The organism is Pseudomonas sp. RSB 5.4 (assembly GCF_037126175.1).
GTDB lineage: Bacteria > Pseudomonadota > Gammaproteobacteria > Pseudomonadales > Pseudomonadaceae > Aquipseudomonas > Aquipseudomonas fluorescens_H.
In genome coordinates, this window is sequence record NZ_CP146986.1 from 5,595,181 (window position 1) to 5,611,642 (window position 16,462).

Annotated in this window: 16 protein-coding genes; 11 read left to right on the forward strand and 5 right to left on the reverse strand. The window is 61.3% G+C overall.

Annotated features, from left to right (window positions below; genetic code table 11):
• Positions 1-19: 19 nt before the first annotated feature.
• The 5 genes from V9L13_RS25105 to tldD all read left to right on the forward strand — a co-directional run bounded on the left by V9L13_RS25105 (position 20) and on the right by tldD (position 8,377).
• Entirely contained in the window at positions 20-616 is a 597-nt protein-coding gene (locus V9L13_RS25105) for a Maf family protein (RefSeq protein ID WP_338800824.1), read from the forward strand.
• Positions 617-674: 58 nt separating this feature from the next.
• Entirely contained in the window at positions 675-2,132 is a 1,458-nt protein-coding gene (rng, locus tag V9L13_RS25110) for a ribonuclease G (RefSeq protein ID WP_025109471.1), read from the forward strand.
• Positions 2,133-2,207: 75 nt separating this feature from the next.
• Positions 2,208-6,011, forward strand: a complete 3,804-nt coding sequence (locus V9L13_RS25115; protein ID WP_338800825.1) for a YhdP family protein — start codon at positions 2,208-2,210, stop codon at positions 6,009-6,011.
• A gap of 58 nt (positions 6,012-6,069) precedes the next feature.
• The gene (locus tag V9L13_RS25120) at positions 6,070-6,930 is read left to right on the forward strand and encodes a carbon-nitrogen hydrolase family protein (protein ID WP_003221670.1); all 861 of its coding nucleotides are present in this window, start codon (positions 6,070-6,072) and stop codon (positions 6,928-6,930) included.
• A gap of 4 nt (positions 6,931-6,934) precedes the next feature.
• A complete protein-coding gene (gene tldD, locus V9L13_RS25125; protein WP_007961588.1) occupies positions 6,935-8,377 on the forward strand; it encodes a metalloprotease TldD in 1,443 nt (480 codons plus the stop codon).
• Between the two features lie 51 nt (positions 8,378-8,428).
• Here the strand turns inward: tldD and yjgA are convergent, their stop codons facing one another.
• Positions 8,429-8,953 carry a ribosome biogenesis factor YjgA gene (yjgA, locus tag V9L13_RS25130; RefSeq protein ID WP_003221672.1) on the reverse strand — a complete coding sequence of 175 codons (525 nt, stop codon included), beginning with the start codon at positions 8,951-8,953 and terminating at the stop codon, positions 8,429-8,431.
• Positions 8,954-9,055: 102 nt separating this feature from the next.
• On the opposite strand from yjgA, the gene pmbA reads away from it, so the two are divergent.
• The 6 genes from pmbA to V9L13_RS25160 all read left to right on the forward strand — a co-directional run bounded on the left by pmbA (position 9,056) and on the right by V9L13_RS25160 (position 14,426).
• The gene (gene pmbA / locus V9L13_RS25135; protein ID WP_193774873.1) at positions 9,056-10,408 is read left to right on the forward strand and encodes a metalloprotease PmbA; all 1,353 of its coding nucleotides are present in this window, start codon (positions 9,056-9,058) and stop codon (positions 10,406-10,408) included.
• A 248-nt stretch (positions 10,409-10,656) separates the two neighbouring features.
• Entirely contained in the window at positions 10,657-11,064 is a 408-nt protein-coding gene (locus V9L13_RS25140) for a FagA protein (RefSeq protein ID WP_103521624.1), read from the forward strand.
• Positions 11,045-12,421 carry a class II fumarate hydratase gene (locus tag V9L13_RS25145; protein ID WP_338800826.1) on the forward strand — a complete coding sequence of 459 codons (1,377 nt, stop codon included), beginning with the start codon at positions 11,045-11,047 and terminating at the stop codon, positions 12,419-12,421. The genes V9L13_RS25140 and V9L13_RS25145 overlap by 20 nt, the downstream gene beginning before the upstream one ends.
• A gap of 27 nt (positions 12,422-12,448) precedes the next feature.
• The gene (locus tag V9L13_RS25150) at positions 12,449-12,889 is read left to right on the forward strand and encodes a hypothetical protein (RefSeq protein WP_003221677.1); all 441 of its coding nucleotides are present in this window, start codon (positions 12,449-12,451) and stop codon (positions 12,887-12,889) included.
• A gap of 1 nt (position 12,890) precedes the next feature.
• Positions 12,891-13,502 (forward strand): superoxide dismutase, encoded by a 612-nt coding sequence (locus V9L13_RS25155; protein WP_103521622.1) that lies wholly within the window; start codon positions 12,891-12,893, stop codon positions 13,500-13,502.
• Between the two features lie 30 nt (positions 13,503-13,532).
• Complete coding sequence (locus V9L13_RS25160) at positions 13,533-14,426, forward strand: ZIP family metal transporter (RefSeq protein ID WP_103485941.1); 894 nt, start codon at positions 13,533-13,535, stop codon at positions 14,424-14,426.
• A 37-nt stretch (positions 14,427-14,463) separates the two neighbouring features.
• Here V9L13_RS25160 and V9L13_RS25165 read toward each other — a convergent pair whose 3' ends face one another.
• From V9L13_RS25165 to raiA, 4 genes are read right to left on the reverse strand one after another with little or no spacing between them, the layout of a single operon-like run.
• Positions 14,464-14,739: an HPr family phosphocarrier protein gene (locus tag V9L13_RS25165; protein ID WP_226500640.1), complete on the reverse strand. Its 276-nt coding sequence runs from the start codon at positions 14,737-14,739 to the stop codon at positions 14,464-14,466.
• Positions 14,740-14,754: 15 nt separating this feature from the next.
• Positions 14,755-15,612, reverse strand: a complete 858-nt coding sequence (rapZ, locus tag V9L13_RS25170; RefSeq protein ID WP_226500639.1) for an RNase adapter RapZ — start codon at positions 15,610-15,612, stop codon at positions 14,755-14,757.
• Between the two features lie 2 nt (positions 15,613-15,614).
• Positions 15,615-16,079, reverse strand: coding sequence for a PTS IIA-like nitrogen regulatory protein PtsN (ptsN, locus tag V9L13_RS25175; RefSeq protein ID WP_003221688.1), 465 nt, complete (start codon positions 16,077-16,079; stop codon positions 15,615-15,617).
• 12 nt (positions 16,080-16,091) lie between these two features.
• Positions 16,092-16,400 carry a ribosome-associated translation inhibitor RaiA gene (gene raiA, locus V9L13_RS25180; protein ID WP_003221690.1) on the reverse strand — a complete coding sequence of 103 codons (309 nt, stop codon included), beginning with the start codon at positions 16,398-16,400 and terminating at the stop codon, positions 16,092-16,094.
• Positions 16,401-16,462 lie beyond the last annotated feature (62 nt).

Consider the following 16,462-nt stretch of genomic DNA (forward strand, 5'->3'; position numbering starts at 1 on the left):
CGACAAGGGAGATGTCTTGATGAAGCCGCTTTACCTCGCCTCTGGTTCGCCGCGTCGGCGTGAGTTGCTCACGCAGATCGGCGTGCCGTTCGCCGCCATCAGTGCGGACATCGATGAAACCCCGCTTCCCGAAGAATCGCCCTCGGCCTATGTCGAGCGCCTCGCGCGTGGCAAGGCCGAGGCCGGTCGACGCACGCGGGTGTCCGAGGCGGCGTTTTGCGTTCTGGGCGCGGACACCGCGGTGGTGCTCGACGGCAAAATTCTTGGCAAACCGGTGGACGAAGCCGATGCATGCGCCATGCTGATGATGTTGTCCGGCAAGGAGCATGAAGTGCTGACCGCCATCGCCGTGCTGGAAGGCGAGCGCTGTGAGTCGCACGTGGTGCGCAGTCTGGTGCGGTTCCGCCCGATCAGCCGCGAAGAAGCGGCGGCCTACTGGGCCAGTGGCGAACCCCGGGACAAGGCCGGCGGTTATGGCATTCAGGGCCTCGGCGCGGTGTTTGTCGCCGGGCTCAATGGCAGCTATTCGGCGGTGGTCGGGCTGCCGGTTTGCGAAACCGCAGAACTGTTGGGCCATTTCGGCATACCCTGTTGGCAAAACCTGAACGCGCAATGAGCGTCGTACGAATCAAGATGCGGCCATTATCGTGAACATGCCTGAACGAGACCCTGCCATGAGTGAAGAGATTCTGATCAACATCACGCCGATGGAATCGCGCGTGGCGGTGGTCGAAAACGGTGTGCTGCAAGAAGTCCATGTTGAGCGCACGCAAAAGCGCGGGATCGTCGGCAACATCTATAAAGGCAAGATTGTCCGGGTGCTGCCGGGTATGCAGGCGGCATTCGTCGACATCGGTCTGGATCGTGCGGCCTTCATTCACGCTTCGGAAATCTCCCTGCGCGAAGGCCCGGCGGTGGAAAGCATCAGTTCGCTGGTGCACGAAGGCCAGAGTCTGGTGGTGCAGGTCACCAAGGATCCGATCGGCTCGAAAGGTGCACGACTGACGACTCAGCTGTCGATTCCGTCGCGTTATCTGGTGTACATGCCGCGCACCGCCCATGTCGGCATTTCCCTGAAAATTGAAGACGAAGCGGAGCGCGAACGCCTCAAGCAAGTGGTCAGCGATTGTGTGGCCAAGGAAGGGATCAAAGAGGCCGGTGGCTTCATCCTGCGTACTGCCGCCGAGGGGGCCGGGGCCGATGAGATCCTCATGGACATCCGCTACCTGCGCCGTCTGTGGGATCAGATCAATGCGCAGATCCAGACCATCGGCGCGCCGAGTGTGATCTACGAAGACCTCGGTCTGGCCCTGCGCACCTTGCGCGATCTGGTCAGCCCGAAGATCGAGAAGATCCGTATCGATTCCCGGGAAACCTTCCAGAAAACCACGCAGTTCGTCGCCGAACTGATGCCGGAAATCGCCGATCGTCTGGAACACTATCCGGGCGAGCGGCCGATTTTCGACCTGTATGGCGTCGAAGACGAAATCCAGAAAGCCCTTGAGCGCAAAGTGCCGCTCAAGTCCGGCGGTTATCTGGTGGTCGATCCGGCGGAAGCCATGACCACCATCGACGTCAACACCGGCGCGTTCGTCGGCCACCGCAATCTCGAAGAAACCATCTTCAAGACCAACCTCGAAGCGGCCACCGCGATTGCCCGGCAGATGCGCCTGCGCAATCTGGGCGGGATCATCATCATCGACTTCATCGACATGGAAGATGAAGAACATCAGCGTCAGGTGCTGCGCACCCTGGAAAAACAGCTCGAACGTGATCACGCCAAGACCAACATCATCGGCATCACCGAGTTGGGCCTGGTGCAGATGACCCGCAAGCGCACCCGTGAAAGTCTTGAACAAGTGCTGTGCGAGCCGTGCAGCAGTTGCCAGGGGCGTGGCAAGTTGAAGACTCCGGAAACCATCTGTTACGAGATTTTCCGCGAGATTCTGCGTGAAGCCCGGGCCTATCAGGCTGAGGGCTATCGGGTATTGGCGAACCAGAAAGTGGTGGATCGGCTACTCGACGAAGAATCCGGTAACGTCGCCGAGCTTGAAGGGTTCATCGGCCGCACCATACGCTTTCAGGTCGAAACCATGTATTCCCAGGAACAATATGACGTGGTGCTGCTCTGAACCCCTGCAGCACATTTAATCCACAACGGCTGGCCTCAGCTTTTAGTAGTTTTATTGCCATGGGAGCCAACTGACATGGAGCGTCTGACACGCATTTTGGCCGCACTGACCCGCTGGGGGCTGGGCCTGTGCGCGTTGGTTCTGGTGCTGATGGCGTTGTACGTCAGCCTCGGTCGGGAACTGACGCCGCTGGTGGCGGAATACCGCACCGATATCGAAGACAAGGCCACGGCCGCGCTCGGCATGCCATTGCAGATCGGCGGACTGGAAGGCAGCTGGAGCGGATTCGCGCCGATTCTGCTGGCCCACGATGTGATGGTCGGTGACGGTGCCAATGCCTTGCGCCTGGATCGGGTGCGCGTGGTGCCTGATCTCTGGGCCAGTGTGCTGGCGCGCGAAGTACGCATCGCCCACCTGGAACTGAACGGCCTGAAGATCAGCGTCAAGCAAACGCAGGACGGCACCTGGGCACTGGAAGGCCTGCCAGTGCAGAACGACCAGCCGCTTGATCCCGAACAATTGTTCAATCGCTCGCAGATCATTCAGCAACTGTCGGTGCTCGACAGTCAGGTGACCGTGCAGCCGCTGGATCAGGCGCCGATGACCTTTACCTACGTCGGCCTCAATCTGAAAACCGGCAGCAGCCGTCAGCGTCTCGACGCCCGTCTGACCTTGCCCGACGGGCAGCCGGTGGCGATGAGCCTGCGTACACGGATTCGCCCCTCTCAATTGCCCGACAGTTCGGTGGAGGGTTATGTCAGCCTGCCGCAAAGCGATTGGTCAAAGTGGCTGCCCGAGAGCTTGACCCAGCAGTGGAATTTTTCCCAGATCAAGGCCGGCGGCGAGCTGTGGGTGAACTGGAACGACGGCGCCCTGCAAAGCGCCGCCGTGCGTTTGAATGCGCCGCAGGTGACCGGCGCTTATGCCGAGCGTAAACCGATCAAGATCAGCAATCTGGCGCTCAACGGTTATTACCAGCGGGATGACGAGGGCGCGATCGTTACCCTCGATTCGTTGGCGATGAATTTCGGCGAGACCCGCTGGGAATCCCATGTGCAGCTCAAGCAGACGTTGGCCACCGATAAAGCCGATGAACTGTGGCACTTGCAGGCCGATCGCCTTGATCTGACACCGCTCACGCCGTTGCTCAATGCGCTGGGGCCGTTGCCCGAAAGCGTCGCCACGGTCGTCGACCACCTGAAGGTGACGGGCGGACTGCGCAACGTGCTGCTGGATTTTCGCCCGAACGCCACCGACGGCTCGAAATTCGGCTTCGCTGCCAACCTCGATAATGTCGGTTTCGATGCCTATCACGGTGCCCCGGCGGCGCGAAACGTCAGTGGCAGTCTCAGCGGCAACCTCGACGGCGGTGAACTGCGCATGGACAGTAAGGATTTCGTCCTGCACCTCGACCCGATCTTCGCCAAGCCATGGCAATACATTCAGGCCAACGCCCGCTTGACCTGGAAACTCGACAAAGACGGTTTCACCCTGATCGCGCCTTACCTGAAAGTGCTGGGCGAAGAGGGCAAGATTGCCGGCGACTTCCTGATCCGCCTGCACTTCGACCATAGCCAGGAAGACTACATGGACCTGCGCGTAGGGCTGGTCGATGGCGACGGTCGCTACACCGCCAAATACCTGCCCGAAGTCTTGAGCCCGGCCCTCGACGAGTGGTTACGCACGGCGATCCTCAAAGGCGCCGTGGACCAGGGGTTCTTCCAGTACCAGGGCTCGTTGAACAAAAATGCCAAGGATGTCGATCGCAGCATCAGCCTGTTCTTCAAGGTGCATGACGCCGAACTGGCGTTCCAGCCGGGCTGGCCGCATGTGAGCAAGGTCAGCGGCGACGTGTTCATCGAGGACAGCGGCGTGCGCATCGTGGCCGACAAGGGCCAGTTGCTCGACACGCAGGTCAGTGACGTCTTCGTCAACATTCCCCATGTGCAGGCCGGACAACATACCCATCTGTTTCTCGACGGCGGTTTTTCCGGTGGGCTGGGCGACGGACTGAAAATACTGCAGACCGCGCCGATCGGCACCGGCGAAACCTTCGCCGGCTGGGAAGGCGAGGGCGATCTGCAGGGCAAGGTCAAACTCGATATTCCGCTGGAAAAGGGTGATCAGCCGAAGATTGTCGTCGACTTCAAGACTGCCAATGCGCGCCTGAAACTGGCAGAGCCGAAACTTGAACTGAGCCAGCTCAAAGGCGATTTCCGTTTTGACAGCGCCAAGGGGCTGAGCGGGCAGAACATCGCGGCGCAGGCGTTCGACAAGCCAGTGACCGCGCAGATTTTTGCCGATGGCAGCGCCAACAAGATCAAGACCCGGGTCGCCGCCTCTGGGCAGGTTGAGGTGAAAAAACTCACTGACTGGCTGGGCGTGACTCAGCCGTTGCCGGTGTCCGGGACCATTCCCTATCAGTTGCAGGTCAACCTCGACGGCAGCGACAGCCAGCTGACGGTCGGCTCCAACATGAAAGGTGTGGCGGTGGATCTGCCGGCACCGTTCGGCATGTCGGCCCAGCAGGGCCGGGACACGGTATTCCGCATGACCCTGCAAGGTCCGGAGCGGCGCTACTGGGTCAGCTACGATCAGCTGGCCAGTTTCACTTTCGCGGCGCCACCGAGCAATTTCGCCGATGGCCGCGGCGAATTGTTCCTCGGTACGGGCGATGCGGTTCTGCCGGAGGCCAAGGGTTTGCGCATTCGTGGTGTGCTGTCGGAGCTGGACGTCGCACCGTGGCAGGATCTGGTCAGCAAATACGCCGGCAACGACCCGGGTGGCAGCGCCAAGCAACTGCTCAACAGTGCCGACTTCAAGGTGGGCAAGCTCACCGCTTTTGGCACCACGCTCGATCAGGCGGCAGTGCAGGTCAACCGCAAACCGTGGGCCTGGAATCTGTCGCTCGACAGCCAGCAGGCCAAGGGCTCGGCCAGCCTGCCTGATGCCAAGGGCGCACCGATTGGGGTCAATCTGCAATACGTGCGCCTGCCGGCGCCGGATCCGACGGTGCAGGCTGACGAGAACTCGCCCGACCCGCTGGTTTCGGTCGACCCGACGAAGATTCCTGCGCTGGATATCACCATCAATCAGTTGTACCTCGGCCCGGATCTAGTGGGCGGCTGGTCGCTCAAGGTGCGGCCAACGGCCAAAGGCATTGCCCTGAACAATATGGACATGGGCCTCAAGGGCATCCTGTTGCAGGGTAATGGCGGCTGGGAAGGTACGCCGGGGTCGACCAACAGTTGGTTCAAGGGCCGGATCAGCGGCAAGAACCTCGCCGATGTGCTCAAGGGCTGGGGCTTTGCCCCGAGCGTGACCAGTGAAGAGTTTCACATGGACGTCGATGGCCGCTGGCCCGGTTCGCCGGCATGGCTGGCGACCAAGCGTTTCTCGGGCACGCTGGATGCCTCGCTCAATAAAGGTCAGTTCGTTGAAGTGGAGGGCGGCGCGCAGGCGTTGCGGGTGTTCGGTCTGCTCAACTTCAACTCCATCGGCCGCCGCCTGCGTCTGGATTTCTCCGACTTGTTCGGCAAGGGCCTGAGCTACGACCGGGTCAAGGGCCTGCTGGTGGCCAACGCCGGTGTCTATGACACTCGCGAGCCGATTCGCCTGACCGGGCCGTCGAGCAATCTCGAACTCAACGGTACGCTGGATCTGGTGCGTGAGCAGGTCGATGCGAAATTGCTGGTGACCTTGCCGGTGACCAACAACCTGCCGATTGCCGCGTTGATTGTCGGCGCGCCGGCGGTGGGCGGGGCGTTGTTCCTGATCGATAAGCTGATCGGTGACCGTGTGGCACGCTTCGCCAGCGTCAAGTACACCGTCAAAGGCCCGTGGAAAGAACCGAAAATCACCTTCGACAAGCCTTTTTGAACAGCCATATCCCAAGCCTATGGAGTAGCATGGCCGCATACCTGTTGCGGAGCGCGCCATGTCTTTAGCGGTGATTCAAATGGTCAGCCAGAGTGATGTGCTGGCCAATCTGGCGCAGGCTCGACGCCTGCTCGAACAGGCCGCGGCCGGCGGCGCGAAGCTGGCGGTGCTGCCGGAAAACTTCGCTGCCATGGGCCGTCGCGATATCGCCGACATCGGCCGCGCCGAAGCGCTCGGCGAAGGGCCGATCCTGCCGTGGTTGAAACAGACCGCCCGTGACCTCAAGTTATGGATAGTGGCCGGTACCTTGCCGTTGCCGCCGCTCGGGCAACCGCAGGCCAAGTCCCACGCCTGTTCGCTGCTGGTCAACGATCAGGGTGAAACCGTCGCGCGGTATGACAAGCTGCACCTGTTCGATGTCGATGTGGCGGACAATCGCGGGCGGTATCGCGAATCCGATGACTATGCTTATGGCAGTGGCGTGGTGGTGGCGGATACGCCGGTCGGCCGCGTCGGTCTGAGCGTGTGTTACGACTTGCGCTTCCCGGAGCTGTACAGTGAACTGCGCGCCGCCGGTGCCGAGTTGATCACCGCTCCATCGGCCTTTACCGCGGTGACCGGTGCGGCGCACTGGGACGTGCTGATTCGCGCCCGGGCCATCGAGACCCAGTGTTATGTGTTGGCAGCAGCGCAGGGCGGAACCCATCCGGGGCCGCGGGAAACCTTCGGTCATGCGGCGATTGTCGACCCGTGGGGCCGCGTGCTGGCGCATCAGGATCAAGGCGAAGCGGTGTTGTTGGCCGAACGCGACAGTGATGAACAAGCGTCCATCAGGGCGCGAATGCCGGTGACGAGTCATCGGCGGTTTTTCTCGCAGGGCGCACAGCGGCCTGCTTCAGAACATGAATTTAAGGCGTAAACCTATGAGCGAGTTGTTGTCCTCAGTCAGTGATCACCTGTTGGCGCCCGGCGGCGTGACGATCGAGAGCCTGCAAGGCGTGCTCGGCGATCTGGCAGGCCCGGGCATCGATGCTGCCGACCTGTATTTCCAGGGTCAGATCTCCGAGTCGTGGTCGCTGGAAGACGGCATCGTCAAGGAAGGCAGCTTCAACCTCGATCAGGGTGTTGGCGTTCGTGCGCAGTCCGGTGAGAAGACCGGTTTTGCCTACAGCAACGCGATCACCCTTGAAGCGCTGGGCGCTGCGGCTCGTGCCGCGCGTTCGATCTCCCGCGCCGGGCAGAACGGCACGGTGCAGGCGTTCAGCACTCAGGATGTCGCGCAGTTGTATGCGCCGGACAATCCGCTGGAAGTGTTGAGCCGCGCCGAGAAAGTCGAGCTGCTCAAGCGCATCGACGTCGCTACCCGCGCCCTCGACCCACGGATTCAGCAGGTCAGCGTGAGCATGGCCGGGGTCTGGGAGCGGATTCTGGTGGCGTCCACCGACGGAGGCCTGGCCGCTGATGTGCGACCGCTGGTGCGTTTCAACGTCAGCGTGATCGTCGAGCAGAATGGTCGTCGCGAGCGCGGTGGGCATGGCGGCGGCGGGCGTACCGACTACCGTTATTTCCTCGCCGAAGACCGTGCCATGGGTTATGCCCGTGAAGCGCTGCGTCAGGCCCTGGTGAACCTCGAAGCGATTCCGGCACCGGCCGGCACCTTGCCTGTCGTCCTCGGCTCGGGCTGGTCCGGCGTGCTCCTGCACGAAGCGGTCGGTCACGGTCTGGAAGGCGACTTCAACCGCAAGGGCAGTTCGGCCTACAGCGGGCGGATGGGCGAAATGGTCGCTTCCAAGCTCTGCACCATTGTCGATGACGGCACGTTGAGCGGTCGTCGCGGTTCGCTGAGCGTCGACGACGAAGGCACCCCGACCGAGTGCACCACGCTGATCGAGAACGGCGTGCTCAAGGGCTACATGCAGGACAAGCTCAATGCGCGCCTGATGGGCGTGGCCCGTACCGGTAACGGTCGTCGCGAGTCTTATGCGCATCTACCGATGCCGCGCATGACCAACACCTACATGTTGGGCGGCGAGAGCGATCCGGCGGAAATCATCGCTTCGGTGAAGAAAGGCATCTACTGCGCCAACCTTGGCGGCGGTCAGGTCGACATCACCAGCGGCAAATTCGTGTTTTCCACCAGCGAGGCGTACCTGATCGAGGACGGCAAGATCACTGCGCCGGTCAAGGGCGCGACGTTGATCGGCAACGGTCCCGAGGCGATGAGCCGGGTGTCGATGGTCGGTAACGATCTGGCGCTGGACAGCGGTGTGGGCACGTGCGGCAAGGATGGGCAGTCGGTGCCGGTGGGTGTCGGTCAGCCGACGCTGAAAATCGATGCGATCACCGTGGGTGGCACGGGCGCCTAAGAAGAGGTGGAGCTTCGGGTGGCGCGCATTGCGGCCACCCGCTGACGACTATCAACGCAGGCCGCGTTGCGTATCGTCCAGCTCACGGATGTACTTGAAGATCTTGCGGCTGGAAGCAGGAGGTTTGTTTTGCGCAACCTCGTGCTGAGCCTGACGGATCAGGGAACGCAGTTGTTGGCGATCGGCGTCCGGGTACTCGACGACGAATTTCTCCAGCACGGCATCGTCACCGGCGATCAGGCGGTCACGCCAGCGTTCGAGGTTGTGGAAACGCTCGTTGTACTGACGGGTGGAGGCATCGAGTTGATCGAGCAATACCAGAATCGCGTCAGTGTCCTGATCGCGCATCAGTTTGCCGATGAACTGCAGGTGCCGTTTACGCGCGATGTTCGCGGTGTGCTTGGGCGCATCGGCCAGGGCCCGGCGCAAAGCGTCGGTCAATGGCAGTTTTGCCTGCAAGTCGGGCTTGAGTGTCGTAAGGCGCTCGCCAAGGTCAACCAGAGCATGCAGCTCGCGTTTGACCTGAGATTTGCTTTTTTCTCCCGTATCGAGGGAGTCGTCGTAAGAATCAACCATGGTGGCAGTCCGCAAAGAAACGCCGCCATGATAACCAGTCGGGGGCCGCTTGTCCGGCCCGGTCGCTCGATGACCCCAGCCGAAAGCAGAATTTGAGTGGAGATGAGCATGAGTGCAGTTCAAAGCGTCGGCCCGCAGGCATTGCCGGCACTGCAGGAACAGGTCGAGCAGATCATCGCCGAAGCCAAGCGTCAGGGCGCCAGCGCCTGCGAAGTCGCCGTGTCGCTGGAGCAAGGTTTGTCGACTTCGGTGCGCCAGCGTGAGGTCGAGACGGTCGAGTTCAATCGCGATCAGGGTTTTGGCATCACCTTGTATGTTGGCCAGCGCAAAGGCTCGGCCAGCACTTCCGCCACCGGCCCTGACGCGATTCGCGAAACCGTTGCCGCTGCACTGGCCATCGCCAAACACACCTCTGAAGACGAAGCTTCGGGCCTCGCTGATGCGGCACTGATGGCCAGGGATCAGCAGGATTTCGATCTGTTTCACGAGTGGGACATCACCCCTGAGCAGGCCATCGAGAAGGCGCTGATCTGTGAAGCGGCCGCGTTCGACGCCGATGCGCGGATCAAGAACGCCGACGGCACTACCCTCAGCACGCATCAGGGCTGCCGTGTGTATGGCAACAGCCACGGTTTCATCGGCGGTTACGCGTCGACCCGGCACAGCCTGAGCTGCGTGATGATCGCCGAAGCCGATGGCCAGATGCAGCGCGATTACTGGTATGACGTGAACCGTCAGGGCAGCTTGCTGGCGGATCCGGTGAGCATCGGCCAGCGTGCCGCGCAACGCGCCGCGAGCCGCCTGGGCGCGCGTCCGGTGCCGACCTGCGAAGTGCCGGTGCTGTTTTCCGCCGAGCTGGCGGGCGGGTTGTTCGGTAGCTTCCTGTCGGCGGTTTCTGGCGGCAGCCTGTACCGCAAATCGTCGTTTCTCGAAGGCACTTTGGGGCAGAAGCTGTTTCCGGAATGGCTGACCATCGACGAGCGTCCGCACCTGATGCGCGCCATGGGCAGTGCGTCCTACGACGGCGATGGTCTGGCCACTTACGCCAAGCCGTTCGTCGAGAAGGGCGAACTGGTGTCGTACATCCTCGGCACGTACTCCGGGCGCAAACTCGGCATGCCGAGCACTGCCAACGCGGGTGGCGTGCACAACCTGTTCGTCACTCACGGTGACGAAGACCAGGCGGCGCTGTTGAAGCGCATGGGCCGTGGGCTGCTGGTCACCGAATTGATGGGCCATGGCTTGAACATGGTCACCGGCGATTATTCGCGCGGGGCGGCGGGTTTCTGGGTCGAAAACGGCGAAATCCAGTTCGCGGTGCAGGAAGTGACCATCGCTGGCAACATGCGCGACATGTTCAAGCAGATCGTCGCAGTCGGTAATGATCTGGAGCTGCGCAGCAATATTCGCACGGGCTCGGTGTTGATCGAGCGGATGACTGTCGCGGGTAGCTAAAACCCGGCGGCATCAAAAAAGGCGCGCCACCCAATCGGGTGGCGCGCCTTTTTTCTTGGCTCCCCACAAAACCCTGTGGGAGCGAGCCTGCTCGCGAAAGCGATTTCACAGCCGACCGCAGCGGCGATTGACACGACGCCTTCGCGAGCAGGCTCGCTCCCACAATGGAGTCTGTGTAATCAGGTACTCTTGTTTTGGTTCTCATTATCATCTAATAATAAATCTCATCTCCGAACGAGTCCCGGATCATGAGTTCTGCCTTGCACGAGCAGCCGTACCTCGAAAGCTGGCGCTGGATGAGTCGCCAGATCCGTTGCGCGATGGATCCTGACGAACCACGCCTGATCGAACATTACCTGGCCGAAGGCCGTTATCTGGCCTGCTGTACGGCGACTTCCCCGTGGACCATCGCTGAAACCTCCTTCCGTCTGCTGCTCGACACAGCCACCGACATCGCGTTGCCGTGGCACTGGCGCAGCCTGTGTCTCGATCAAGCCTGGCGCCCGCTGCGTGAAATGGAGCGCCTGTCGCTGTGCAACTGCCGGCTCCAGCGCTGGCAGCGCTACACCTGGCAACTGGCGACCTGCGAGTTGCTTCCTTCGATTCCTCTTATTGAACTGGTGCAAGGATTTTCAGATGACCAAGACACGTATTGAGCGCGACAGCATGGGCGAATTGCAGGTGCCGGTGGGCGCTCTCTACGGCGCGCAGACCCAGCGTGCAGTGGATAACTTCCCGATCAGCGGCCAACCGATGCCGAGGCAATTCATCCGTGCGCTGATCCTCGCCAAAGCCGCTGCCGCCCGGGCCAACGTCGAGCTCAACCAGATCAGCGCCGCACAGGGCAAAGCCATCAGCGATGCGGCCCAAGGCCTGCTCGAAGGCGACTTCATGCAGCATTTTCCGGTGGATATCTTCCAGACCGGCTCCGGCACCAGCTCCAACATGAACGCCAACGAAGTGATCGCGACCCTCGCCAGCCGTCTGCTCGACGAGCCGGTCAACCCGAACGATCACGTCAATTGCGGACAGAGCAGCAACGACATCATTCCGACCACCATCCACGTCAGCGCTGCCCTGGCTTTGCACGAACAGCTGTTGCCGGCGTTGCTGCACCTGGTGCAGGTGATCGAAAACAAAGCCGAACAGGTCCATCACCACGTCAAAACCGGTCGCACCCATTTGATGGACGCGATGCCGGTGCGCATGAGCCAGGTGCTCAATGGCTGGGCGCAACAGCTCAAGGCCAATATCGGTCACCTGCAGGATTTGCTGCCGAGCCTGCAATCGCTGGCACAGGGCGGTACGGCGGTAGGTACCGGGATCAATGCGCATCCTGAGTTCGCCGCACGTTTCAGCCGCCAACTGAGCCAGCTGACCCATGTGCAATTCACTCCGGGCAAGGATCTGTTCGCGCTGATCGGCTCGCAGGACACCGCCGTCGCCGTTTCCGGCCAGCTCAAGGCTACCGCGGTGTCGCTGATGAAAATCGCCAACGACCTGCGCTGGATGAACTCAGGGCCGCTTGCCGGTCTCGGCGAGATCGAGCTCGAAGGGCTGCAACCGGGTTCGTCGATCATGCCGGGCAAGGTCAACCCGGTGATTCCGGAAGCCACTGCGATGGTCGCCGCGCAAGTGATCGGCAACGACTCGGTGATCACCATCGCCGGCCAGTCGGGCAATTTCGAACTGAACGTGATGCTGCCGATCATCGCCCAGAACCTGCTCAGCAGCATCGAACTGCTGGCCAATGCCAGTCGTCTGCTCGGCGACAAGGCCATCGCCAGCTTCAAGGTCAATGAGTCGCGGCTCAAGGAAGCACTGTCGCGCAACCCGATTCTGGTCACCGCGCTCAACCCGATCATCGGCTATCAGAAGGCCGCCGAAATCGCCAAGCAGGCCTACAAACAGGGGCGTCCGGTGATCGACGTCGCGCTGGAACACACCGATCTGTCGCGCAGCCAACTGGAAGAGTTGCTCAACCCCGAGAAACTCACCGCCGGCGGCGTGTAAATCCCGCAACCGCTTTGGAGGTTCACCATGGAGCACTGGAAACGCACGATCGAACGGGCCAATCGCTGCTTCATGCTGGGCGAGCTGATTGATGCCCGTGAAGCTTATCTGCAGGCCCTGGCCCTGGCGCAAGTGCTGTTCGAGCGCTGGGCCGATGCCGACGAAGCGGTGGCGGCCTGCGTCATCTCCCACCACAACCTGGCGGATCTGCACCTGCGCCTGAATCAGCCGGAGGAGAGCGCAGAGTACCTCTGCGCGATTCATCAACGGCTGTTGCAAACCATGCAGGACGAACGCCTGCGTCCGGCCCTGCGTGAAGCGGCGCTACGCCAGAGCAGCAAGACCTACGTCGAACTGCTGAATTTCATCAGCGAGCACGGCGAATACCCGCGCACCCAGCGCCTGCTGCACCCGGATACCGGCAATGCGCGCCGCGCGCCTGCCTCACATCACCATGGAGTCCACTGAAATGGCTTTTACCTTGCCTGCCTTGCCGTACGCCTACGACGCCCTGGAACCGCACATTGATGCGCAAACCATGGAGATTCATTACACCAAGCACCACCAGACCTACATCAACAACCTCAATGCCGCCGTCGAAGGCACTGAGTACGCCGAGTGGCCGGTGGAAAAACTGGTCGCCAGCGTCCAGCAGTTGCCGGAAAAACTCCGCGCAGCGGTGATCAACCAGGGCGGTGGCCACGCCAACCACTCGCTGTTCTGGGAAGTCATGGTGCCCAATGGCGGTGGCAAGCCAGATGGCGCGTTGGCCAAGGCGATCGATGAGCAACTGGGCGGCCTCGACAGTTTCAAGGACGCCTTCACCAAAGCCGCACTGACCCGTTTCGGCAGCGGCTGGGCCTGGCTCAGCGTCACTCCCGACAAGAAACTGATCGTGGAAAGCAGCGGCAATCAGGACAGCCCGCTGATGAATGGCAATACGCCGATTCTCGGTCTGGACGTCTGGGAACACGCTTACTACCTGCGTTATCAGAACCGCCGTCCGGAATACATCAACGCGTTCTACAACGTGATCAATTGGCCTGAAGTCGCCGCGCGTTATCAGGCCGCACTGGTTTAAGCCATCTATAAAAACAATCCAGGGCTGACTATGGGCACTGAAACACTGTCGATTGGCGGTGGGCGCATGTTTCGTTACGCGGTCGGGTCGCTGTTGCTGCTGGCGGGCATGACTCTGCTTGCGGCGCACGGCCTGGAATGGCTGGATCTGCAGCCGAAGCTGTCGCGGGCCTTGCAGGGTGGGGCGATCTGCGCCCTCGGCACGGCGCTCGGCGCGGTGCCGGTGTTGGTGATCCGGCGCATGCCGCAGATGCTCAGCGATACGCTGCTGGGTTTCGGCGCCGGCGTGATGCTGGCAGCGACTGCGTTTTCGCTGATCGTGCCGGGCATTGGTGCCGCCGAAACTCTGGGCCTGACACCGTGGGCGGCCAGCGGGCTGATCTGCTTCGGCATCATGCTCGGTGCATTCGGCTTGTATCTGGTGGACCTGAAACTGTCCGGCGCCTCACCGGAAATGCTCGTCGGTACCCCTGAGCACCCGGTGATTGCGCCGCGGATCTGGCTGTTCGTCTTCGCCATCATTGCCCACAACATCCCGGAAGGCATGGCGGTGGGTGTCTCTGCAGGTGGTGGCATGCCGGATGCCGACAGTCTGGCGATGGGCATTGCCTTGCAGGATGTGCCAGAAGGATTGGTGATTGCGCTGGTGCTGGCCGGGGCGGGGATGTCGCGGGTCAGGGCGTTCTTGATCGGGGCGGCTTCAGGGCTGGTCGAGCCAGTGTTTGCGCTGCTCTGTGCGTGGCTGGTCAGTCTGGCGGAGCTGTTGTTGCCGTTGGGGCTGGCGCTGGCGGCGGGGGCGATGTTGCTGGTGGTGACGCATGAGGTGATCCCCGAGTCGCGACGCAATGGTCATGACAAGCTTGCCAGTCTTGGCTTGCTGATCGGGTTCTGTCTGATGATGGTGATGGATACGGCGCTGGGCTGATTGGCAGAGAGGGAGCAAGCTCCCCCTCCATGCAGGATCAACCACCTTCATCGAAGTAGTTGTTGATCAATGCCACCAGCGCATCCAGCGCTTCCTGCTCCTGATGGCCTTCGGTACTCAGATAGATCTTGGTGCCTTTGCCGGCGGCCAGCATCATCATCGCCATGATGCTTTTGCCATCAACTGTGGTTTCGGGTGTGCGCCCCACTCTGATCGTGCAATCCGGGAACTTACCCGCTACCCCGACGAATTTGGCCGACGCTCGGGCATGCAGGCCCAGCTTATTGATGATTTCGATTTCCAGAGCAGGCATCGCGGTGTGAATCCTTTAAGTGAGGTCGCGGTGGCGAACCTGGACGTTCTTCAGGGTTTTCTGCAGGGCCTGACCCAGACGTTCGGTCAGGTAAACGGAGCGGTGATGCCCGCCGGTGCAGCCAATGGCAATGGTGACGTAGGCGCGGTTGCTCGCGGCAAAACGCGGCAGCCATTTATTCAGGTAGCCGTAGATGTCTTGAAACATCTCGTCAACCTCCGGCTGCGCCGCCAGATATTCGGCGACCGGTGCATCGAGACCGGATTGTGCGCGCAATTCAGGCTTCCAGTACGGATTGGGCAGGCAGCGCACGTCGAACACCAGATCCGCATCCACCGGCATGCCGCGCTTGAAGCCGAACGACTCGACCAGGAAGGCCGTGCCCGGCTCCGGCTGGTTCAGCAGGCGTAGCTTGATGGTGTCGCGCAACTGGTACAGGTTCAGATTGGTGGTGTTGACCTTGAGGTCGGCCAGGTCGGCAATCGGCCCGAGCAGGGCAGTCTCGTCGTTGATCGCTTCGGCCAGCGAGCGGTTGGCCGTGCTCAGCGGGTGACGACGGCGGGTTTCCGAAAAGCGCTTGAGCAGGGTTTCTTCGTCGGCATCCAGATACAGCACATCGCACTGGATGTGCCGGGCGCGGACTTCTTCCAGCAACTCGGGGAAACGCGACAGGTGGCTTGGCAGGTTGCGCGCATCAATCGACACCGCCACCAGCGGCTGGGCCAGTTCGGTGTGGATCAGCGCGCGTTCGGCCAGTTCCGGCAGCAGACCGGCCGGCAGGTTGTCGATGCAGTAGTAGCCGTTGTCCTCAAGGACATCCAGGGCAGTGCTTTTACCCGAGCCGGAGCGGCCGCTGACGATGATCAAGCGCATGATTAATGCCCGTTTTGCTCGCTCAGGACGACCTGATACAAGGCTTCGTTGCTCGGTGCGCTGCGCAGTTTTTCGCGCACTTCCTTGCGATCGAGCATGCTGGCGATCTGGCGCAGTAATTCCAGGTGGGCATCGGTGGCAGCTTCCGGGACCAGCAGGACAAACAGCAGGTCAACCGGCGCACCGTCGATGGCATCGAAATCGATAGGCGCATCAAGGTGCATCAAAGCGCTGACAGGCGCTTCACAGCCTTTGAGGCGACAGTGGGGAATGGCGATGCCGTTGCCGAAACCGGTGGAGCCAAGTTTCTCACGGGCGATCAGCGCCTCGAAGACATCTTGCATCTCCAGACCCGGCACTTCGCGGGCGATCAGGTTGGCAATCTGTTCGAGGGCTTTCTTTTTACTGCCGCCCGGCACGTTCACCAGGGAACGGCCGGGGGTCAGGATACTTTCAAGTCGGATCATGGGTTGGGGGTGTTAACGACCTGTCGCGCCCTGGAGGAGGCTCTGGGTCTTTTCCTTATGCTTTTTGAGTTGGCGATCCAGCTTGTCGGTCAGTGCGTCGATCGCAGCGTACATGTCGGTATCTTCTGCGTTGGCGACCACTTCGCTGCCGGGAATATGCAAGGTGGCTTCGATTTTCTGCTTCAGCTTTTCGACGCACATCGTGACCTGCACGTTGGTGATCTTGTCGAAATGGCGCTCCAGTCGTTGGAGTTTTTCCTCGATATAGGAACGCAGAGGTTGGGTCACTTCCAGTTGGTGTCCACTGATGTTGACTTGCATACAGCTTCTCCTTCGTTGCCAGTGCATAAAGCGGCAGGCCGAAGAGCCTGCCACTGGAACGC